Origin of the sequence: Streptomyces phaeoluteigriseus (genome assembly GCF_001896135.2) — a bacterium.
Classification (GTDB): Bacteria; Actinomycetota; Actinomycetes; order Streptomycetales; family Streptomycetaceae; genus Streptomyces; species Streptomyces phaeoluteigriseus.
The window spans coordinates 468,403-489,325 of record NZ_MPOH02000019.1; the positions used below are offsets into that span (position 1 = coordinate 468,403).

Annotated in this window: 12 protein-coding genes and 2 pseudogenes; 1 reads left to right on the forward strand and 13 read right to left on the reverse strand. The window is 67.5% G+C overall.

Annotated features, from left to right (window positions below; translation table 11 throughout):
- Positions 1 to 70: 70 nt before the first annotated feature.
- The 6 genes from BM536_RS31770 to BM536_RS31795 form a co-directional block, all read right to left on the reverse strand.
- Positions 71 to 1,375, reverse strand: coding sequence for an acyltransferase family protein (locus BM536_RS31770; protein WP_425444710.1), 1,305 nt, complete (start codon positions 1,373 to 1,375; stop codon positions 71 to 73).
- Positions 1,376 to 1,633: 258 nt separating this feature from the next.
- Positions 1,634 to 2,827 (reverse strand): elongation factor Tu, encoded by a 1,194-nt coding sequence (gene tuf / locus BM536_RS31775; protein ID WP_073491913.1) that lies wholly within the window; start codon positions 2,825 to 2,827, stop codon positions 1,634 to 1,636.
- A 155-nt stretch (positions 2,828 to 2,982) separates the two neighbouring features.
- Entirely contained in the window at positions 2,983 to 5,109 is a 2,127-nt protein-coding gene (fusA, locus tag BM536_RS31780) for an elongation factor G (RefSeq protein ID WP_073491912.1), read from the reverse strand.
- 39 nt (positions 5,110 to 5,148) lie between these two features.
- Positions 5,149 to 5,619, reverse strand: a complete 471-nt coding sequence (gene rpsG, locus BM536_RS31785) for a 30S ribosomal protein S7 (RefSeq protein ID WP_030788318.1) — start codon at positions 5,617 to 5,619, stop codon at positions 5,149 to 5,151.
- A 3-nt stretch (positions 5,620 to 5,622) separates the two neighbouring features.
- Positions 5,623 to 5,994 carry a 30S ribosomal protein S12 gene (gene rpsL, locus BM536_RS31790; protein ID WP_003948652.1) on the reverse strand — a complete coding sequence of 124 codons (372 nt, stop codon included), beginning with the start codon at positions 5,992 to 5,994 and terminating at the stop codon, positions 5,623 to 5,625.
- Between the two features lie 253 nt (positions 5,995 to 6,247).
- Entirely contained in the window at positions 6,248 to 7,330 is a 1,083-nt protein-coding gene (locus tag BM536_RS31795; RefSeq protein ID WP_073491911.1) for a glycosyltransferase family 2 protein, read from the reverse strand.
- Between the two features lie 126 nt (positions 7,331 to 7,456).
- On the opposite strand from BM536_RS31795, the gene BM536_RS31800 reads away from it, so the two are divergent.
- Positions 7,457 to 8,752, forward strand: coding sequence for a glycosyltransferase family protein (locus BM536_RS31800; RefSeq protein ID WP_073491910.1), 1,296 nt, complete (start codon positions 7,457 to 7,459; stop codon positions 8,750 to 8,752).
- A gap of 75 nt (positions 8,753 to 8,827) precedes the next feature.
- Here the strand turns inward: BM536_RS31800 and BM536_RS31805 are convergent, their stop codons facing one another.
- The 7 genes and pseudogenes from BM536_RS31805 to BM536_RS31840 form a co-directional block, all read right to left on the reverse strand.
- Positions 8,828 to 9,304 carry a DUF1707 and DUF4190 domain-containing protein gene (locus BM536_RS31805; protein WP_073491932.1) on the reverse strand — a complete coding sequence of 159 codons (477 nt, stop codon included), beginning with the start codon at positions 9,302 to 9,304 and terminating at the stop codon, positions 8,828 to 8,830.
- A gap of 324 nt (positions 9,305 to 9,628) precedes the next feature.
- A complete protein-coding gene (locus BM536_RS31810; protein WP_073491909.1) occupies positions 9,629 to 13,528 on the reverse strand; it encodes a DNA-directed RNA polymerase subunit beta' in 3,900 nt (1,299 codons plus the stop codon).
- A 95-nt stretch (positions 13,529 to 13,623) separates the two neighbouring features.
- Positions 13,624 to 17,106 (reverse strand): annotated as a pseudogene (gene rpoB / locus BM536_RS31815) (DNA-directed RNA polymerase subunit beta).
- Between the two features lie 591 nt (positions 17,107 to 17,697).
- Positions 17,698 to 18,078 carry a 50S ribosomal protein L7/L12 gene (gene rplL, locus BM536_RS31825; RefSeq protein ID WP_073491908.1) on the reverse strand — a complete coding sequence of 127 codons (381 nt, stop codon included), beginning with the start codon at positions 18,076 to 18,078 and terminating at the stop codon, positions 17,698 to 17,700.
- Between the two features lie 110 nt (positions 18,079 to 18,188).
- Positions 18,189 to 18,719 (reverse strand): 50S ribosomal protein L10, encoded by a 531-nt coding sequence (rplJ, locus tag BM536_RS31830; RefSeq protein WP_073491907.1) that lies wholly within the window; start codon positions 18,717 to 18,719, stop codon positions 18,189 to 18,191.
- Between the two features lie 298 nt (positions 18,720 to 19,017).
- The gene (locus tag BM536_RS31835) at positions 19,018 to 19,845 is read right to left on the reverse strand and encodes an SCO4651 family lipoprotein (RefSeq protein WP_073491930.1); all 828 of its coding nucleotides are present in this window, start codon (positions 19,843 to 19,845) and stop codon (positions 19,018 to 19,020) included.
- Positions 19,846 to 19,952: 107 nt separating this feature from the next.
- A pseudogene (locus BM536_RS31840) lies at positions 19,953 to 20,874 on the reverse strand (SCO4651 family lipoprotein).
- Between the last annotated feature and the right edge of the window lie 49 nt (positions 20,875 to 20,923).

The window sequence follows — 20,923 nt, forward strand, 5'->3', positions numbered from 1 at the left end:
GTTATGTCCGGCACTCCTGCCGACTGCGCCATGACTGTCAACCCCCGTGTGTTCAGTTGGCGTACGGCGGTCAGATTAGCAACGTGCGTACAGCGGCACGAGCGACATGAGTACGCATCCTGAAGGCCTCGGCGTCCGCCATCGATGGGACGGGACCCATGACGCACCGTCGGGAGCGACCCGCCCTCACGCCCCTCCCCCAGGCCTGGCCCCGCCCCGGCGCGGTCTCCGCGCACGCGCCCTGTCCCCCAGCCCGAGCCCGCGAGAACGCCGTCTCCAGCCCGCGCTTCACCACCCCCGCCAACGGCCGCTCCACGAACCGGTGTACCGCCCAGCTCAGTACCAGGAATCCGGCGATGACCGCCGCCACCAGCAGGCGGGCGTCCATGTCGTCGTGCAGGCGGCTGATGATCGCCGTACCGGCCGCGTAGTGCATGAGGTAGAGGGGATACGTCAGGCTTCCCGCCGTCACCAGCCAGCGCCACCGGACGCGGTCGGTGTGGCCCAGGGCCACCGCCACCATCAGCAGCAGGAAGGCGGTGAAGATGAGCACCGCGCCCCGCCAGCTCGACACGTGTTCGACCTCGTCGACCCGTATGCCCAGTTCGCGCTGGCCCATCAGCCAGGCCATGCCGAGGATCCCCCAGAGGAGCAGGTCCTGGCCGAAGCGGTGCATGAGGTAGAGGGCTAGGCCGGCGATGAAGTACCAGGCCCCCTCGGGGTTGGCCACCAGGTCCAGCAGGGGCAGGCGGGACACCGGCGCGAGCATCGCGGCCGCGCCCCACACACAGCAGAAGAGGACGACCTTGCGGTACGTCAGACCGGTCGCGACGACCAGCAGGAACAGCAGGTAGAAGCGCAGCTCCGACCAGAGCGTCCAGTACACGCCGTCCACGCTGCGCACCCCCGAGCCCGACTGGAGCATCGTCAGGTTCAGCAGGACGTCCCGGGCCCGGAGCCGCTCCCAGACCCCCGGCACAGCAGCCAGCACGGCCGTGGTGAACAGGACCGCGAACCAGTACGCCGGGTAGAGCCGGATCACGCGGGAGACGAAGAACTGACGGGGAGTCCGGCCCCAGCAGGACATGCAGATCACGAAGCCGCTGATGACGAAGAAGATCTCCACGCCGATCCAGCCGTACGTCGCCACGTGGAACACCGTCGGCATGATCTCGGAGACCGGGCGGTCCCAGATCAGGTTGCCGGGCCGGTCCACCCGGTCGGTGCCCGCGAAGTGGTGGAGCGCGACCAGCAGCGCGGCCAGCAGGCGGATGCCGTCCAGGGCGTAGAGGCGGGGACGCCGCTCGCGGCCGCGCGGGGCGTCGGTGAGCGGGATCTGCACGGCGAGCGGGGGAAGCGGCTGCGCGCCGCGTATGAGAGACAAGCCAGTCATCCTCGTCGGGGGGTCCGACGAGTCAGGCTACGGCGGCGACAAGCACCTCACAGGTCACACACCAGAACGTTTGTCCACGGTTCACCTGTCGCACATCCATCAGCACCCTCCCGCCGACGCTCCTCCCCCGACGCCCTCCCCAACGCCCTCCCCCAACGCTCCGGGCACGCGAAAGGGCCCGTACGACCGAAGTCGTACGGGCCCTCTCAGGTGCTCGCAGTCGGAGCTACCAGGTCAAAATCACTTGGTGATCTTGATGACCTGGCCGGCGCCCACGGTCCGGCCACCCTCACGGATGGCGAACTTCAGGCCCTCCTCCATGGCGATGGGCTGGATCAGCGCCACCGTCATCTCGGTGTTGTCGCCCGGCATGACCATCTCGGTGCCCTCGGGGAGGGTCACGACGCCGGTCACGTCCGTCGTACGGAAGTAGAACTGCGGGCGGTAGTTGTTGAAGAACGGCGTGTGACGGCCGCCCTCGTCCTTGGACAGGATGTACGCCTGCGCCTCGAACTCGGTGTGCGGGGTGACCGAACCCGGCTTGATGATGACCTGGCCGCGCTCGACGTCCTCGCGCTTGATGCCGCGGAGCAGCAGACCGACGTTCTCACCGGCCTGGCCCTCGTCGAGCAGCTTGCGGAACATCTCGATACCGGTGACCGTGGTGGTGGTCTTCTCGGTCTTGATGCCGATGATGTCGACGGTCTCGTTGACCTTCAGGACACCACGCTCGATACGGCCGGTGACGACCGTACCGCGACCGGTGATCGTGAAGACGTCCTCGATCGGCATGAGGAACGGCTTGTCGACGTCGCGCTCCGGCTCCGGGATCGACTCGTCGACGGCCTGCATCAGGTCGAGGACGGTCTGGGCCCACTCCGGGTCGCCCTCGAGCGCCTTGAGAGCGGACACCTTGACGACCGGAAGGTCGTCGCCCGGGAACTCGTACTCGGAGAGGAGCTCACGCACCTCGAGCTCGACGAGCTCCAGGATCTCCTCGTCGTCCACCATGTCGGCCTTGTTCAGGGCGACGACGATGTACGGAACGCCGACCTGGCGGGCCAGGAGCACGTGCTCCTTGGTCTGCGGCATCGGGCCGTCGGTGGCGGCGACCACGAGGATGGCGCCGTCCATCTGGGCCGCACCGGTGATCATGTTCTTGATGTAGTCCGCGTGACCCGGGCAGTCGACGTGCGCGTAGTGACGCGTCTCCGTCTGGTACTCGACGTGCGCGATGGAGATGGTGATACCGCGCTGACGCTCTTCGGGAGCCTTGTCGATCTGGTCGAAGGCCGAAGCCTCGTTCAGGTCCGGGTACTTGTCGTGCAGCACCTTGGTAATGGCGGCCGTGAGGGTCGTCTTACCGTGGTCGATGTGACCGATGGTGCCGATGTTGACGTGCGGCTTAGTCCGCTCGAACTTCGCCTTCGCCACGGGGGTCCTCCTGGGAGTGGTTCTGGTACGCCTACTTCATCGGCGCCAGGGTGATCTTTGCTGGTATGCCCGGGCCCAGGGGCGAACGGCCGGAAATGCGGCCGTTTGCCCCCAGAGGCTCCGGAGTCAAGCCTACGGCGTGAAAACGGAGTGCGTTACTCGCCCTTGGCCTTCGCGATGATCTCCTCGGCGACGTTCCGGGGAACCTCGGCGTAGGAGTCGAACTGCATCGAGTAGCTTGCGCGACCCGAGGTCTTGCTGCGGAGGTCTCCGACGTAGCCGAACATCTCCGAGAGGGGCACGAGGCCCTTCACGACGCGAGCGCCGGCACGCTCCTCCATGGCCTGGATCTGGCCACGGCGGGAGTTGATGTCGCCGATGACCTCGCCCATGTAGTCCTCGGGCGTGGTGACCTCGACGGCCATCATCGGCTCGAGCAGCACGGGGCTGGCCTTGCGGGCGGCCTCCTTGAAGGCCTGCGAACCGGCGATCTTGAAGGCCAGCTCGGAGGAGTCCACCTCGTGGTAGCCACCGTCGAGCAGGATGACGCGCACGCCGGTCATCTCGTAACCGGCGAGGATGCCGAACTGCATGGCCTCCTGCGCACCGGCGTCCACCGAAGGGATGTACTCCTTCGGGATACGGCCACCGGTCACCTTGTTCACGAACTCGTACGAGGCGTCGCCGCCCTCGATCGGCTCGATCGCGATCTGCACCTTGGCGAACTGGCCGGTGCCACCGGTCTGCTTCTTGTGCGTGTAGTCGAGCCGGTCGACCGCCTTGCGGATGGTCTCGCGGTACGCGACCTGCGGCTTGCCGACGTTGGCCTCGACCTTGAACTCACGGCGCATACGGTCGACCAGCACCTCGAGGTGCAGCTCGCCCATGCCACCGATGATGGTCTGGCCGGTCTCCTCGTCCGAGTGGACCTGGAAGGAGGGGTCCTCCTCCGCGAGACGCTGGATGGCGACACCCAGCTTCTCCTGGTCACCCTTGGACTTGGGCTCGATGGCGACCTGGATGACCGGGGCCGGGAAGTCCATGGACTCCAGGATGACCGGCGCCTTGTCGTCGCACAGCGTCTCACCGGTCGTGGTCTGCTTCAGACCCATGACGGCGACGATGTCGCCGGCGCCGACCGCCGCGATCTCCTCACGCTTGTTCGCGTGCATGCGGTAGATCTTGCCGATGCGCTCCTTCTTGCCCTTGACGGAGTTCAGCACGGCGGTGCCGGACTCCAGGCGGCCCGAGTAGACCCGGACGAAGGTGAGCTTGCCCAGGTGCGGGTCGCTCATGATCTTGAACGCGAGCGCCGACAGCGGCTCGTCGTCGGACGGCTTGCGCTTGACGACCAGCTCCGGGTCCTTGACGTCGTGGCCCTCGATGGCCTCGACGTCGAGCGGAGAGGGCAGGTAGCGCACGACCGCGTCGAGCAGGGGCTGAACACCCTTGTTCTTGAACGCGGTGCCACAGAACACCGGGGTGACCGTGACGTCGTTGGACTTGCCGGACGCGATGGTGATGCGACGGATCGCGGCGTACAGCTGCTCCTCGGTGGGCTCGGTGCCCTCGAGGTACAGCTCCATGATCTCTTCGTCGTTCTCGGCGACGGCCTCGATGAGCTTGCCGCGGTACTCCTCGGCAGCCTCGGTGTGCGTGGCCGGGATGTCGACGATGTCGTACATCTCGCCCTTGGTGGCCTCGGCGGACCACACGAACGCCTTCATCGTGACCAGGTCGACGACGCCCTTGAAGTCCGCCTCGGCACCGATCGGGAGCTGCATGACGATCGGCTGAGCGCCGAGGCGGTTGCTGATCATGTCGACGCAGCGGTGGAACTCGGCACCGGTCCGGTCGAGCTTGTTGACGAAGCAGATGCGGGGGACGCCGTAGCGGTCCGCCTGACGCCACACGGTCTCGGACTGGGGCTCCACACCGGCGACGCCGTCGAACACCGTCACGGCACCGTCGAGCACGCGCAGCGAACGCTCCACCTCGACGGTGAAGTCGACGTGGCCCGGGGTGTCGATGATGTTGATGGTGTGGTCGACGTCGGCCAGCGGCCAGTGACAGGTGGTGGCAGCGGACGTGATCGTGATGCCACGCTCCTGCTCCTGCTCCATCCAGTCCATGGTGGCAGCGCCGTCGTGGACCTCACCGATCTTGTAAGACACACCGGTGTAGAACAGGATCCGCTCGGTGGTGGTCGTCTTGCCCGCGTCGATGTGGGCCATGATCCCGATGTTGCGGACCTTGGCCAGGTCAAGTGAAGTGGTAGCCATAAGGCTTTCGTCTTCTCTCGGTCTCGATGTGGGTAGCGACTACCAGCGGTAGTGCGCGAAGGCCTTGTTGGACTCGGCCATCTTGTGGGTGTCCTCGCGCTTCTTCACAGCGGCGCCGAGGCCGTTGGAGGCGTCGAGCAGCTCGTTGAGCAGACGCTCGGTCATGGTCTTCTCGCGACGGGCGCGGGAGTAGCCGACGAGCCAGCGGAGCGCCAGGGTGCTCGCGCGGCCGGGCTTGACCTCGACCGGGACCTGGTAGGTCGCGCCACCGACACGGCGGGACTTGACCTCGATGGTCGGCTTGATGTTCTCGAGAGCGCGCTTCAGCGTGATGACCGGGTCGTTGCCGGTCTTCTCGCGGAGGCCCTCCATGGCACCGTAGACGATGCGCTCGGCGGTGGAGCGCTTGCCGTTCAGCAGCACCTTGTTGATGAGCGACGTGACAAGAGGAGAACCGTAGACCGGGTCGATGATGACCGGGCGCTTCGGGGCAGGGCCCTTACGAGGCATGTCTTACTTCTCCTTCTTGGCGCCGTAGCGGCTGCGGGCCTGCTTGCGGTTCTTGACACCCTGGGTGTCGAGGGAGCCGCGAATGATCTTGTAACGAACACCCGGCAGGTCCTTCACACGGCCACCACGCACGAGCACGATGGAGTGCTCCTGCAGGTTGTGTCCCTCACCCGGAATGTAAGCAGTGACCTCGATCCCGCTGGTCAGACGCACACGCGCGACCTTACGCAGGGCCGAGTTCGGCTTCTTCGGGGTGGTCGTGAACACACGCGTGCAGACGCCGCGACGCTGAGGGGAACCCTCGAGTGCGGGCGTCTTGTTCTTCTCGACCTTGTCCTGCCGGCCCTTCCGGACCAGCTGCTGGATCGTAGGCACTACTTCTCCGGTTTCTGTGTGCCGAATGTGAAGCTAACCTGGAACGTCGCCGACCCACGCGGTCGGGTGTGTCGAATACCGCGGACTTCCGCCGCGAGGCAGGAAGGGGCGCGGATTGCGGTGGCCGCTTTTCAGGCCCCTGTGCGGTTGAAGGCACGCACGAGGGCCAGGGCACACCCCAGGCACAAGGTCTGAGCGTACCCAGCGCAATCACTTCGGTCAAAACAAAGGCGGCGGCGCCGACACACCGAGGCTACGTCCGCATCCCCGGGAACCCTTGTGGTAGCGGGGTTCCGGCCTCCGCGGGCGGCGGAATCGCGGCCCCTGCGTGAGCCGCGTCATGTCCGGCGCCGGGCGCGGGCACCCGGCCCTCGGTCCCCCCGTGCGCGGTGTCATGACCGATGAAGTACGTAGGACGGTTCTGTACGGCCGTATAGATGCGGCCCACGTACTCGCCGAGCAGGCCCACGCAGACCAGCTGGACCGCGCCGATGAACAGCACGCCGGTGAACAGGGAGGTCCAGCCGGGGACGGTGTGTTCCAGGGCATGTGCGCCGAGCGTGTAGACCATCAGGGTCAGACAGACCAGGAAGGCGAAGCCGCCGAGCCAGGTGGCGATGCGCAGGGGGGCCGCGGAGAAGCCGGTGACGCTGTCCACCGCGAGGCGGATCATCCGGCCCAGCGGGTACTTGCTGCGGCCGGCCGGGCGCGGGGCGCGCTCGTAGGTGACCCGGCCGCTGGGGAAGCCGAGCCAGGGCACCAGCAGGCGGTAGACGCGCTGCTGGTCCGGCAGGGCCTTGAGCGCGTCGACCGCGGCCCGGCTGAGCAGCCGGAAGTCCCCGGCCTGGGCGGGCACGGAGGGGCCGGCCAGGCGGCGGACGAGCCGGTAGTACAGGCCGGCGGTCCACCGCTTGAAGCCGGTGTCGCTGGCCCGGTCGGCCCGGATGCCGTAGACGATGTCGAGGCCCTCGGCGCGGGCCAGGTCCAGCATCTCGGGGATCTTCTCGGGCGGGTCCTGGAGGTCGGCGTCCAGGCTCACCACGTACGCGCCGTGCGCCCGGTCCAGGCCGGCGGTCAGGGCGGCCTGGTGGCCCGAGTTCCGGCGCAGACCGATCACGCGCAGCTCGGGCCAGCCGAGGCGGAACGCGGCGAGCAGTTCGCCGGTGCGGTCGGTGCTGCCGTCGTCGACGGCGACGACCTCGTAGGCGACGCCCAGCCCGGCGAGGACCGGGCGCAGCCTGCTCACCAGCGCGGGAAGGACCTCTTCCTCGTTGTACATGGGTACGACGACCGACAGGACGGTCGCCGCCGCCGTGGTGTCCGGCGCTTCAGGCACCCGTCCTCCCCCAAGCTGTGACGCACATGTGCGACGCTGTTGCGATCTTATGACCACACTTCACGATCATCCGGACAGCGGTCGCGCGCCTGGCTCAGGCCGGTCGTCCGAGGGGGGACCCCAGTCATGAGCACGGCCCGCAGCGACGCGGCGACGGACGCCGCGATGCCCGACGAGCCCGGTGAGCCGGACGGACAGCGGGAGCGGCCACGGATGACGCGCCGACTCGCACTGCCGGATGGTCTACGACCGTACCGTGCCCCGCTGCTCCTGTACGGCGTCACGAAGCTGGTCGGGCTGACCGTCTTCGCGCTTCTGCTGGAGGCCGCCGGCGACTACCGGGAGAAGCAGCCCCGCTTCGGCGGCGGCGCCCACTGGTGGGACGTGCTCGCCACCTGGGACGGCTGGTGGTACCTCCAGGTCGCCGAGAAGGGGTACGACCCGCGGCCCCTGGAACGGCTCGACCCGGGCGGGCTGTTCACCGTCAAGCAGAACTCCGTCGCGTTCTTCCCGCTGTACCCGGGGCTGATCCGGGGGGTGTCCGAAGTCACCGGGCTCGGCCTGTTCGGGTCCGGGATCCTCGTCTCGGTGCTCGCGTCCTTCGTCGCCGCCGCCGGGATCTACGCCGTCGTCTCCACCCTCGCGGGCGTGCGGGCCGGCACGATCGCCGCCGGGCTGTGGGCGGTCGTGCCCGGCGCCGGAGTCGAGTGGGCGGTGTACTCGGAGTCCCTGTTCGTGGCCATCGCCGCCTGGTGCTGCCACAGCGTGATGAAGGGCCGCTGGCTGGCGGCCGGACTCCTCGCCTTCGTGGCCGGACTGAACCGGCCCACCTCCGCCGCGCTGATCGGCGCGGTCGGGCTCGCCGCGCTGGTGACACTCGCCCGGCGCGACAGCAGACGGGAACACGGCGTGGCGGGGCCGGTGTACGCCATGGTCGCCGCGCCGCTCGGGCTGCTCACCTATGTCGCCTGGGTCGGCCTCAGCATGGACGATCCGACGGCGTACTTCACACTCCAGCGCGAGGGCTGGGCGCACTACTTCGACTTCGGTGCCTACACCCTCGACGTGCTGGGCAACACGGCCGTCGGCCACCACAACTACCTGTTCGCCTTCTCCGTCCCCGACCTCATCGCCGTCCAGGTGGTGCTGGCCCTGCCGTTCCTGATCGCGCTGATGCTGCGGAAGAAGCCGCCACTGGTGCTGGTCGCGTACACCCTGGCGAGCATCGTGACCGTGCTGGGCACCCAGCAGATGTTCGGCAACACCCCGCGCTACCTGCTGCCCTGCTTCCCGCTGCTCCTGGCTCCCGCGGCGGCGATGGGCCGGCTGAAGTGGCCGAGTCTGACGGTGTTCTTCACCACGGCGGCGGTGGCCTCGGGGTGGTACGCGCACTACGTCATGTTCGAGCTGGGCATCCCGTAGCGGGGAGCGGGCGGGCCCGGTCGGGCAGTGGGCCCGGCCGGGCAGTGGGCCCAGCCAGGTCCGCCCGCTCCCCCGCTACGCGACCGCAGCCAGGAACAGGACGGCCAGGAAGACCGCCCAGCCCGCCACCGACAGCCAGCCCAGGACGAGGCCGGCCATGGCGAAGCCCTCGCCGCCCTCGCCGGAGCGGCGGATCTCTGCTCTGGCCGAGTGCCCGAGGATCACCGCGGGGATGCCGGTGAGGCCCATCGTCATCGTGGTGAGGACACCGCAGACCATGGAGCCGACCGCCTTGCCGTTCGTCGGCGGCGGGGCGGGCAGGAAGGTCCGCGGAATCTGCGACGGATAGCCGTGCGGCTGCGGGACGGACGGCTGCACGGCGACGGGGCCCTGCGGCAGGTCGGCGACGATCAGGGACAGCTCCCCGACCGTGCGGGCCTCGTACGCCCGCGCCACCCTCCGCTCGAACTCCGACTGCTGGAGCCGGCCCTCGGCGAAACCCGCTCTGAGGACGTCGACGGTGCGCTCCCGGTCCGCGTGGGCGGCCAGCATCGGCGGACCGCTCTGGCCCTGCCACGGCTGCCATGGCGACGGATACGACACGGACACCTCCCCCGCTCGGCGTGAACTGCCTCCCATCATTCTCCTACGCTCGGCGTCCCGCGATGGTTCCCCACCGACCCGAGCGCATCGCGTTGCCGCGGGCGGAAGCCATGAGAGACCGCGAGCGGGCCGGGGATCCCGTGGGGGCTGCCAGGGGGCCGGTGCGCCGTCCCGGGGCCACACCGGGGCCACAGCACCGCGTACGGCCGCAAGGCGCGCCGAAGGGCGGCCACCCGCACGGGTGACCGCCCTTCAGTGCTTCAGACGTACGCCTTACTGGTTGTACGGACCGTAGTCGTAGTCCTCCAGCGGGACGGCCTGGCCGGAGCCGGTGCCGAAGGGCGAGTAGTCGATGTCGTCGTAGCCGACGGCCGAGTACATCGCGGCCTTGGCCTCCTCGGTCGGCTCGACCCGGATGTTGCGGTAACGGGACAGACCCGTACCGGCCGGGATGAGCTTACCGATGATGACGTTCTCCTTGAGGCCGATCAGGGAGTCGGACTTGGCGTTGATCGCCGCGTCCGTCAGAACCCTGGTCGTCTCCTGGAAGGACGCCGCCGACAGCCAGGACTCCGTGGCCAGCGAGGCCTTGGTGATACCCATGAGCTGCGGACGACCGGAGGCCGGGTGACCGCCCTCCTGCACCACACGACGGTTCTCGGTCTCGAACTTCGAGCGCTCGACCAGCTCGCCGGGCAGCAGCTCGGCATCGCCGGACTCGATGATCGTCACGCGGCGGAGCATCTGCCGGATGATGATCTCGATGTGCTTGTCGTGGATCGACACACCCTGCGAGTTGTACACCCGCTGGACCTCGGCCACCAGGTGGACCTGGACGGCACGCTGGCCCAGGATGCGCAGCACGTCGTGCGGGTTCTGGGTACCCACGGTGAGCTGCTGGCCCACCTCGACGTGCTCGCCCTCCTCGACCTTCAGACGGGAACGCTTCGAGATCGGGAACGCCGTCTCGTCGCTGCCGTCGTCCGGCGTGATGACGATCTTCTTGGTCTTCTCGGTCTCCTCGATCCGCACGCGGCCGGAGGCCTCGGAGATCGGGGCGACACCCTTCGGGGTACGGGCCTCGAAGAGCTCGACGACACGCGGCAGACCCTGGGTGATGTCGTCACCGGCCACACCACCGGTGTGGAAGGTACGCATCGTCAGCTGGGTACCGGGCTCACCGATGGACTGGGCGGCGATGATGCCGACCGCCTCACCGATGTCGACCAGCTTGCCGGTGGCCAGCGAACGGCCGTAGCACATGGCGCAGGTGCCGACGGCGGACTCGCAGGTCAGGACCGAGCGGGTCTTGACCTCCTCGATGCCGGCCTTGACCAGCTGGTCGATGAGGACGTCACCGAGGTCGACGCCCGCCGGGGCGAGCACCTTGCCGTCGACGACGATGTCCTCGGCGAGGCAGCGCGCGTACACGCTGGTCTCGGCGTTGTCCGCCTTGCGCAGCACACCGTCCTCGCCGCGCTCGGCGATGGCCAGCTTGAGGCCGCGCTCGGTGCCGCAGTCCTCCTCGCGGATGATGACGTCCTGCGAGACGTCCACCAGACGACGGGTGAGGTAACCCGAGTCGGCGGTACGCAGGGCGGTGTCCGCCAGACCCTTACGGGCACCGTGGGTGGAGATGAAGTACTCCAGCACGGACAGGCCCTCACGGAAGGAGGCCTTGATCGGACGCGGGATGGTCTCGTTCTTCGCGTTCGACACCAGACCACGCATACCGGCGATCTGACGCATCTGCATCATGTTTCCGCGGGCACCCGAGTTGACCATCATCGAGACCGGGTTGGTCTTCGGGAAGTTCGCGTTCATCGCCTCGGCGACCTCGTTGGTCGCCTTGGTCCAGATCGCGATGAGCTCCTGCGTGCGCTCTTCCTTGGTGATCAGACCGCGCTCGTACTGCTTCTGGACCTTCTCGTCCAGCGCCTCGTAGCCCTTGACGATCGCGCGCTTCGCGTCGGGAACGACGATGTCGGAGATGGCCACGGTGACGCCGGAACGGGTCGCCCAGAAGAAGCCGGACGCCTTCAGGTTGTCGAGCGTCGCCGCCACGATGACCTTGGGGTAGCGCTCGGCGAGGTCGTTGACGATCTCCGAGAGCTGCTTCTTGCCGACCTCGTAGTCGACGAACGGGTAGTCCTCGGGCAGCAGCTCGTTGAAGAGCGCGCGGCCCAGGGTCGTCCGCAGACGGAACGAGTCACCCTGCTGCCACTCCGGCTCGCCCTCCTCCTGCGCCGGCGGGGTCCAGCCGCGCGGCGGGATGGTGCCCACCGGGAAGCGGATGTCCACGCGCGACTGCAGCGACAGCTCGCCGGCGTCGAACGCCATGATCGCCTCGGCGACGGACGAGAAGGAACGCTCCTCGCCCTTGACGTCGCGCAGGGCGCCGTCGGTGGTGAGGAAGAACAGACCGAGGACCATGTCCTGGGTCGGCATCGTCACCGGACGGCCGTCGGCGGGCTTGAGGATGTTGTTCGAGGACAGCATCAGGATGCGGGCCTCGGCCTGCGCCTCCGCGGAGAGCGGAAGGTGCACGGCCATCTGGTCACCGTCGAAGTCCGCGTTGAACGCGGTGCAGACGAGCGGGTGGATCTGGATGGCCTTGCCCTCGACCAGCTGCGGCTCGAAGGCCTGGATGCCGAGGCGGTGCAGGGTGGGCGCACGGTTCAGCAGCACCGGGTGCTCGGCGATGACCTCTTCGAGGACGTCGTACACCACGGTGCGGCCGCGCTCGACCATGCGCTTGGCCGACTTGATGTTCTGCGCGTGGTTCAGGTCGACCAGGCGCTTCATCACGAACGGCTTGAAGAGCTCCAGCGCCATCGCCTTCGGCAGACCGCACTGGTGGAGCTTCAGCTGCGGACCGACGACGATCACGGAACGCGCGGAGTAGTCCACACGCTTGCCGAGCAGGTTCTGACGGAATCGACCCTGCTTGCCCTTCAGCATGTCGCTGAGGGACTTCAGCGGACGGTTGCCGGGGCCCGTGACCGGGCGACCACGACGGCCGTTGTCGAAGAGGGCGTCGACCGCCTCCTGGAGCATGCGCTTCTCGTTGTTCACGATGATCTCGGGCGCACCGAGGTCGAGAAGGCGCTTCAGGCGGTTGTTGCGGTTGATGACACGGCGGTACAGGTCGTTCAGGTCGGAGGTCGCGAAGCGGCCACCGTCCAGCTGCACCATCGGACGCAGGTCCGGCGGGATGACCGGCACGCAGTCCAGCACCATGCCCTTGGGGCTGTTGCTGGTCTGGAGGAACGCGGAGACGACCTTGAGGCGCTTGAGCGCACGGGTCTTCTTCTGGCCCTTGCCGGTACGGATGATCTCGCGGAGCTTCTCGGCCTCTTCGTCGAGGTCGAAGGACTCCAGGCGCTTCTGCAGCGCCGCGGCACCCATCGAACCGTCGAAGTACGTGCCGAAGCGGTCGCGCAGCTCGCGGTAGAGCAGCTCGTCGCCCTCGAGGTCCTGGACCTTGAGGTTCTTGAAGCGGGTCCACACCTCGTCGAGACGGTCGATCTCGCGCTGGGCGCGGTCGCGCAGCTGCTTCATCTCCCGCTCGGCGCCTTCGCGCACCTTGCGGCGCACGTCGGCCTTGGCGCCCTCGGCCTCGAGCTCGGCCAGGTCGGTCTCGAGCTTCTTGGCGCGGGCCTCCAGGTCGGAGTCCCGGCGGTTCTCGACCTGCTGACGCTCGACGGAGACGTGCGCCTCCAGCGAGGGCAGGTCACGCGTGCGGCGCTCCTCGTCGACGTACGTGATCATGTACGCCGCGAAGTAGATGACCTTCTCGAGGTCCTTCGGAGCCAGGTCGAGCAGGTAGCCCAGACGGCTCGGGACACCCTTGAAGTACCAGATGTGCGTGACGGGAGCGGCAAGCTCGATGTGGCCCATCCGCTCACGGCGCACCTTGGCGCGGGTCACCTCGACGCCGCAGCGCTCACAGATGATGCCCTTGAAGCGGACACGCTTGTACTTGCCGCAGTAGCACTCCCAGTCCCGGGTCGGACCGAAGATCTTCTCGCAGAAGAGTCCGTCCTTTTCGGGCTTGAGCGTGCGGTAGTTGATGGTCTCGGGCTTCTTGACCTCGCCGTGGCTCCACTGACGGATGTCGTCAGCGGTGGCCAGACCGATCCGGAGCTCATCGAAGAAGTTGACGTCGAGCACTATGCGTCAATCCCTCTCAGGGTTGTAAGTCTTAGGGGTCTGAAACGGGGGTCCTGGGGCCGGCGGCCTTCTGTCGAAGGCCGCCGAAACTCCCGTCAGACCTCTTCGACGCTGCTCGGCTCACGCCGGGACAGGTCGATGCCGAGCTCTTCCGCCGCGCGGAAGACGTCCTCGTCGGTGTCGCGCATCTCGATGGACATGCCGTCCGAGGACAGCACCTCCACGTTGAGGCACAGGGACTGCATCTCCTTGATGAGCACCTTGAAGGACTCGGGGATGCCGGGCTCGGGGATGTTCTCGCCCTTGACGATGGCCTCGTAGACCTTCACGCGGCCGGTCACGTCGTCGGACTTGATGGTCAGCAGCTCCTGGAGGGCGTACGCGGCGCCATAAGCCTCCAGCGCCCACACCTCCATCTCACCGAAGCGCTGGCCACCGAACTGGGCCTTACCACCCAGCGGCTGCTGGTGATCATCGAGTACGGACCGGTCGAACGGGCGTGCAGCTTGTCGTCGACCAGGTGGTGGAGCTTGAGGATGTACATGTAGCCGACCGAGATCGGCTCCGGGAACGGCTCACCCGAGCGGCCGTCGAACAGCGGGGCCTTGCCGGACGGGAGCACCATGCGCTCGCCGTCGCGGTTCGGGATGGTGTGCTGGAGCAGACCGGTCAGCTCGTCCTCGCGGGCGCCGTCGAACACCGGGGTGGCGACGTTGGTGCCGGGGGCGACGCTGTCGGCGCCGATCGACTGGAGCCGCTGGGCCCAGTCCTCCGCGAGACCGGAGACGTCCCAGCCGCGGCTGGCGAGCCAGCCGAGGTGGATCTCCAGAACCTGTCCCGGGTTCATTCGGGACGGCACACCGAGCGGGTTGAGGATGATGTCGACCGGGGTGCCGTCCTCCAGGAACGGCATGTCCTCGATCGGCAGGATCTTCGAGATGACACCCTTGTTGCCGTGGCGGCCGGCGAGCTTGTCACCGTCCGTGATCTTGCGCTTCTGCGCCACGTAGACGCGAACCAGCTGGTTCACGCCCGGCGGCAGCTCGTCGCCCTCTTCACGGTCGAAGACGCGGACGCCGATGACCTTGCCGATCTCACCGTGCGGCACCTTCAGCGAGGTGTCGCGCACTTCGCGCGCCTTCTCACCGAAGATCGCGCGGAGCAGGCGCTCCTCGGGGGTCAGCTCGGTCTCGCCCTTGGGCGTGACCTTGCCGACGAGGATGTCGCCGGCGACGACCTCGGCACCGATCCGGATGATGCCGCGCTCGTCGAGGTCGGCGAGGACCTCCTCGGAGACGTTCGGGATGTCCCGGGTGATCTCCTCGGGGCCGAGCTTGGTGTCACGGGCGTCGACCTCGTGCTCCTCGATGTGGATCGAGGAGAGGACGTCGTCCTGCACGAGGCGCTGCGACAGGATGATCGCGTCCTCGTAGTTGTGACCCTCCCACGGCATGAACGCCACGAGCAGGTTCTTGCCCAGCGCCATCTCGCCGTTCTCGGTGGCGGGACCGTCGGCCAGGACCTGGCCGTGATCACGTGGTCACCCTCGTTGACGATGACCTTCTGGTTGACCGAGGTGCCCTGGTTGGACCGGGAGAACTTGGCCAGGCGGTACGTGATGTACGTGCCGTCGTCGTTGGCCGTGGTGATGTAGTCCGCGGAGACCTCCTGGACCACACCGTCCTTCTCGGCCCTGACCACGTCGCCGGCGTCGACGGCGGAGCGGTACTCCATGCCGGTGCCGACCAGCGGGGCCTCGGACTTGATCAGCGGCACCGCCTGACGCATCATGTTCGCGCCCATGAGGGCACGGTTGGCGTCGTCGTGCTCGAGGAACGGGATCATGGCGGTCGCGACGACACCATCTGGCGCGGGGAGACGTCCATGTAGTCGACGTCGTCACCGGGGACGTAGTCGACCTCACCGCCACGACGGCGGACCAGGACGCGGGCCTCCTCGAACTGGAAGTCGTCATTGAGCGGCGCGTTGGCCTGCGCGATGACGAACCGGTCCTCTTCGTCGGCCGTGAGGTAGTCGACCTCGTCGGTGACGACACCGCCGGTGACCTTGCGGTACGGGGTCTCGATGAAACCGAACGGGTTGATCCGGCCGTACGAGGCGAGCGAGCCGATCAGGCCGATGTTCGGGCCTTCCGGCGTCTCGATCGGGCACATGCGGCCGTAGTGCGAGGGGTGAACGTCACGGACCTCGAAGCCGGCCCGCTCACGGGACAGACCACCCGGGCCGAGCGCGTTGAGACGACGCTTGTGCGTCAGACCCGACAGCGGGTTGTTCTGGTCCATGAACTGGGACAGCTGGCTGGTGCCGAAGAACTCCTTGATGGAGGCGACGACCGGCCGGATGTTGATCAGGGTCTGCGGCGTGATCGCCTCGACGTCCTGGGTGGTCATGCGCTCACGCACGACCCGTTCCATACGGGCGAGACCCGTACGGACCTGGTTCTGGATCAGCTCGCCGACGCTGCGGATGCGGCGGTTGCCGAAGTGGTCGATGTCGTCGGTCTCGACCATGATCGAGCGGCCCGACTCGCCGAGCGTCTCGGTCTCACCGGCGTGCAGCTTCACCAGGTACTTGATCGTGGCGATGATGTCGTCGGTGGTGAGCACACCGGCGTCCAGCGGCTCTTCCGCGCCGAGCTTCTTGTTCACCTTGTAGCGGCCGACCTTCGCGAGGTCGTAGCGCTTGGGGTTGAAGTAGAGGTTCTCGAGCAGCGTCTGAGCGGCCTCGCGGGTCGGGGGCTCGCCCGGGCGCAGCTTGCGGTAGATGTCCAGGAGCGCGTCGTCCTGACCCTGGGTGTGGTCCTTCTCCAGGGTGGCGCGCATCGACTCGTACTCGCCGAACTCCTCGAGGATCTGCTCGGTGGTCCAGCCGAGAGCCTTCAGGAGGACGGTGACGGACTGCTTGCGCTTGCGGTCGATGCGGACACCGACCATGTCGCGCTTGTCGATCTCCATCTCCAGCCAGGCACCCCGGGACGGGATGATCTTGGCGGAGAAGATGTCCTTGTCGGACGTCTTGTCGATGGAGGAGTCGAAGTAGACACCGGGCGAGCGGACCAGCTGCGACACGACGACACGCTCGGTGCCGTTGATGACGAAGGTGCCCTTGTTGGTCATGAGCGGGAAGTCGCCCATGAAGACCGTCTGGGACTTGATCTCGCCGGTCTCGTTGTTCGTGAACTCGGCCGTCACGAAGAGCGGGGCCGCGTACGTGAAGTCACGGTCCTTGCACTCGTCGATGCTGTTCTTCGGCGGCTCGAAACGGTGGTCGCGGAAGGTCAGCGACATCGACCCGGAGAAGTCCTCGATCGGGGAGATCTCCTCGAAGATCTCCTCGAGGCCGGACTTGGTGGGGACGTCCTGACCGTTCTCGAGAGCCTCCTCGACGCGAGCCTTCCACGCTTCGTTGCCGAGCAGCCAGTCGAAGCTCTCGGTTTGCAGGGCGAGAAGGTTCGGAACCTCGAGGGGCTCCTTGATCTTTGCAAAGGAGATGCGCAGCGGGGCAGTGCTGGCAGCATTGTTCGTATTCGCGGTCGAGGCATTGCGCGAGGCGGCCAAGAGGGGGTCCTTCCGAGGGCTCGGACTCACTACGCGCGTACCGGCTCCTCCCCCACACAACGAGACGGACTTCCCCGGATCGGCCGAAAGGCCGGGTCAGAGAGGGTCAGTCATCGATGTTCGGGCGAGGGCATGCCCCTGGTGACGGGCAGGGGGCAGCTAACAGGCAGCGCAAAGGGTCAGTGTAGCCACTTGGCACACTGATGTCCAGTGCGGGTTTTTCGAGACCCTCGTAGCTCTCAACGCCCTCGGTCCGGTTGCCCTCAACGCACGTTGTCTCAACGCACGGTGATACTGCCCTCTTCGTCGTCGATCCATGCCTCGGATTCGGATCCTTGTGACGACGCGTCCTGAGAATTGCGCGCCGCGTGCGGTTCGTCAAGGCCCCCATGCCCGGAACGGCGGCCGCCCGGCTACACGACGAAGATCACCATACCCCTCGCGAACTCAGGTGCAAGGTAACCGTGGCCGGGCCCCCGACAACGCCGAAGAGCGACCACCCGAATGGATGATCGCTCTTCGGTGCGTCAGCGTTACAGCCCCGAGGGGACTGTTTCGGCCGACGCTGCGGTCGTCGCCGACCGCGGGGTGTTACTTGACCTCGACCGAGGCGCCGGCGGCCTTGAGGGACTCGGCGGCCTTCTCGGCGGCCTCCTTGGCGACCTTCTCGAGGACCGGCTTCGGAGCGCCGTCCACGAGGTCCTTGGCCTCCTTGAGACCCAGGGAGGTCAGCTCACGCACGACCTTGATGACCTGGATCTTCTTCTCGCCGGCACCGGTGAGGATGACGTCGAACTCGTCCTGCTCCTCGACGGCCTCGACGGCGGCCGGACCGGCCGGGCCCGCAACGGCGACCGCGGCGGCGGCGGTGACGTCGAACTTGTCCTCGAAGGCCTTCACGAACTCGGAGAGCTCGATGAGGGTCATCTCCTCGAACTGCGCGAGCAGGTCTTCCTGGCTGAGCTTCGCCATGGTGGGCGATCCTTCCACTAATTCGGCTGGTGCCGATGTACTTGTTCGGCGGGCGTACGTTCGGCCCGCTAAGACCACTGCCTCAGGCGGCGGTCACTGCGCGAGCCGAATTACTCGGCACCGCCCTGCTCCGCCTGCTTGGCGCGAAGGGCGTCCACGGTGCGGACGAGCTTCGAGGGAAGCGCCTGGAAGAGCTGAGCAGCCTGGGACTGCTTGCCCTTGAAGGCACCCGCCAGCTTGGAGAGCAGAACCTCGCGGGACTCGAGGTCCGCAAGCTTCTTGATCTCGTCGGCGGACAGCGCCTTGCCGTCAAGGACACCGCCCTTGATGACGAGGTTCGGGTTGTCCTTGGCGAAGTCACGAAGACCCTTCGCCGACTCCACCGGGTCACCGGTGACGAAGGCAACTGCCGTCGGACCGTTGAACAGGTCGTCGAGCGTCGAGATCCCGGCCTCGTTGGCCGCAATCTTGGTCAGCGTGTTCTTCACCACGGCGTACTGGGCGTTCTCACCGAGCGAACGACGCAGCGTCTTGAGCTGCGCCACGGTGAGACCCCGGTACTCGGTCAGCACGGCGGCGTTCGAGCTGCGGAACTGCTCCGCGAGCTCGGCTACCGCGGCAGCCTTGTCGGGCCTTGCCATGAGCGTCGGCCTCCTTCCGGGTGTTGACGACCGCTCGGAAGGGGCTGGGACAAACGAAACGCCCCGGCGCAGGCGCACGGGGCGAGGGCTCGACCGAACGAAATCCATGGGGCGGATCGCGGTCCGGGAGCACTACCACAGTCACCTGCGCGGGTCGTCCGCATATCAGCGGATCCTTCGGCCACCGCGTCCTCTCACGAGCACACGGCAACGACCAGCGGTCTTTGGCTTCTGTAGGAGCGTACGTGAACGGGTCGCCGTCAAGCAAATCCGCCCGTAAGGGGGGTTCAGCGCCGGTTCAGCGCCCGGCCTTCTTCATCTCCTCCGCCAGGTCGAAGGTGTCCGAGGCGGGCGGGGCCTGCACGGTGACCGGCTTGTCGAAGTCGAGGAAGGTGACGGTGAGGTCGAGCTGGCCCTTCCGTCCGAGGCCCTGGAAGCGCTGCTGCTTGGTGCGGCCGGACTCGTCGATCCAGACCTCCATCTCCAGCTCGTCGACGCCGACCTTCTCGTACTGCGCGAGAGCCTGCTCGCGGACCTGGCGAACGCTCTTGGCCTCGTCCTGGTACGACGCCCTGATCTCGTCGACGGTGGCCGTGCCCTCGTAGTGCGTGGTGGTGACGCCGTCGACGGTCTCGGTGCCGGTCTTCCTCAGGTCCTCGGCCGCGGTGAGGAAGGTGCTCTCGTGGGCCGGGTTGCGGCGGACCTTGTCGGCCATGGGGCCGGTGTCGACCTTGACGCCGCTCGGGGTGTCGGAGCTGCCCGGCGCCCCGAACTTCATCCAGTGCTTGCCGTCCTCGGTGGCCTCGTCGCTGCCTATGTACACCATTCCGTCGACCAGGCGGACCTCGCCCTCACCCTTGTCGGGTCCGCCGAGGATCGTCGTCTTCAGGCTCATGGCCGGCGGCTTCACGGCCATCGCGGCCTCGGCCCTGAGCCGCCCCTCCTCCGGCATCCGGCCGGTCATCCGGTAACGCAGCGAGCCGACCCGCTCCGTCTTCTCGGCGGCTCGCGCGACGGCAGTGGCCGCGGCCTTCGCGTCGCCCCCGCCCGCCGTGTCGTCCGAAGCCGCCGCACAGCCCGTGACGAGCAGGGCGGACAACCCGAGGACACCCACGGAAAACCTCATGCACATTCCCCCACGCAGCACACAGTGAACACCTGATCGATTCACAGGAATGGTGTGAAGGTATCCCAGAGGTGGGGGTGGGGTCCCGTGAATTCCCGCGGCCGGCCTCAGGACCTGGGCCCGGCCCCCTGCTGCTGGAGCAGCTCCGAGAAGTCCGCGGTGTCGGCCGCCGGGGGCACCTCGGTGTCGACCGGGGTGCCGTAGTCGCTGTAGTAGGCGGTCTGGCTGTACACGCCGTTCGCCGACTCACCCTTCTCGACCTTCTTGACCAGAAGGTTCTCGTCGTCGACCCAGATGTCGACGGTCTGCGTGGTGACGCCGGCCTGCTCCAGCTGCTTCCTCAGGTCGGCGAGCTGGCTCTCGCTGAGGCTGGAGTTGCGGGTGGCGAAGTCGGCGACCTCGACGGTGCCCGAGTAGTGCGTGGTCCGCTCGCCGCGCACCTTCTCCTCGCCGACCCTGCGCACGTCCCCGGAGGCCAGCAGGAGCTTCACCGACTGGTTCGGGGTGGAGTTCTCCATCTGGTCCTTGAGATAGGCCCCGGAGCCGCCGCCGAGGGTCTCCAGTGCCGCGTACGGGTATTTGATCCAGTGCTTGCCGCCGGTCTGCTCGGCGAAGGCGTCGCCCATGCGCGCGTAGTACGCGTCGGGCAGATAGCGGGCCTCCATCGAGGTGGTGCCCATCTGCCGCATGGTGTCGGCGATGGTGCCGCCGGTGTAGGTGATGGTGAGGGTGCCGGTGAGACCGTCGCCCCAGCCGAGGGAGCCGTCGGCCGTCATCGCCATCACCGCGCCCATGGTGGTGGTCGACTCGACCTTCGCGGAGTCGGCGCCGTCGGTGGACTTCTCGGCGGTGCGCAGGGCTGCTATCGGACTGATGCCGGTGCCGGCGCCCTCACCCGAGGCGGAGGAGGAGGACTCCTCGTCCGCGCCGGATCCCCCCCGAGCCCCCCGAGCTGCAGGCGGTCACCCCGGTCAGCAGGGTCACCGCGATGATCGAGAGGCCTGCCCGGCGCGCCTTCGTGCCCTTCATACCTTCACCCCCAACTAGTCCCCGTGTTCGCAAGGTAACGCACGGCACT

Coding starts and splice junctions, on each gene's coding strand:
- fusA (WP_073491912.1), bottom strand. CDS start 5,109: ATGGCTACCACTTCACTTGACCTGGCCAAGGTCCGCAACATCGGGATC.
- rpsG (WP_030788318.1), bottom strand. CDS start 5,619: ATGCCTCGTAAGGGCCCTGCCCCGAAGCGCCCGGTCATCATCGACCCG.
- BM536_RS31800 (WP_073491910.1), top strand. CDS start 7,457: ATGAGCACGGCCCGCAGCGACGCGGCGACGGACGCCGCGATGCCCGAC.
- BM536_RS31805 (WP_073491932.1), bottom strand. CDS start 9,304: ATGCTGGCCGCCCACGCGGACCGGGAGCGCACCGTCGACGTCCTCAGA.
- rplL (WP_073491908.1), bottom strand. CDS start 18,078: ATGGCGAAGCTCAGCCAGGAAGACCTGCTCGCGCAGTTCGAGGAGATG.
- rplJ (WP_073491907.1), bottom strand. CDS start 18,719: ATGGCAAGGCCCGACAAGGCTGCCGCGGTAGCCGAGCTCGCGGAGCAG.
- BM536_RS31835 (WP_073491930.1), bottom strand. CDS start 19,845: ATGAGGTTTTCCGTGGGTGTCCTCGGGTTGTCCGCCCTGCTCGTCACG.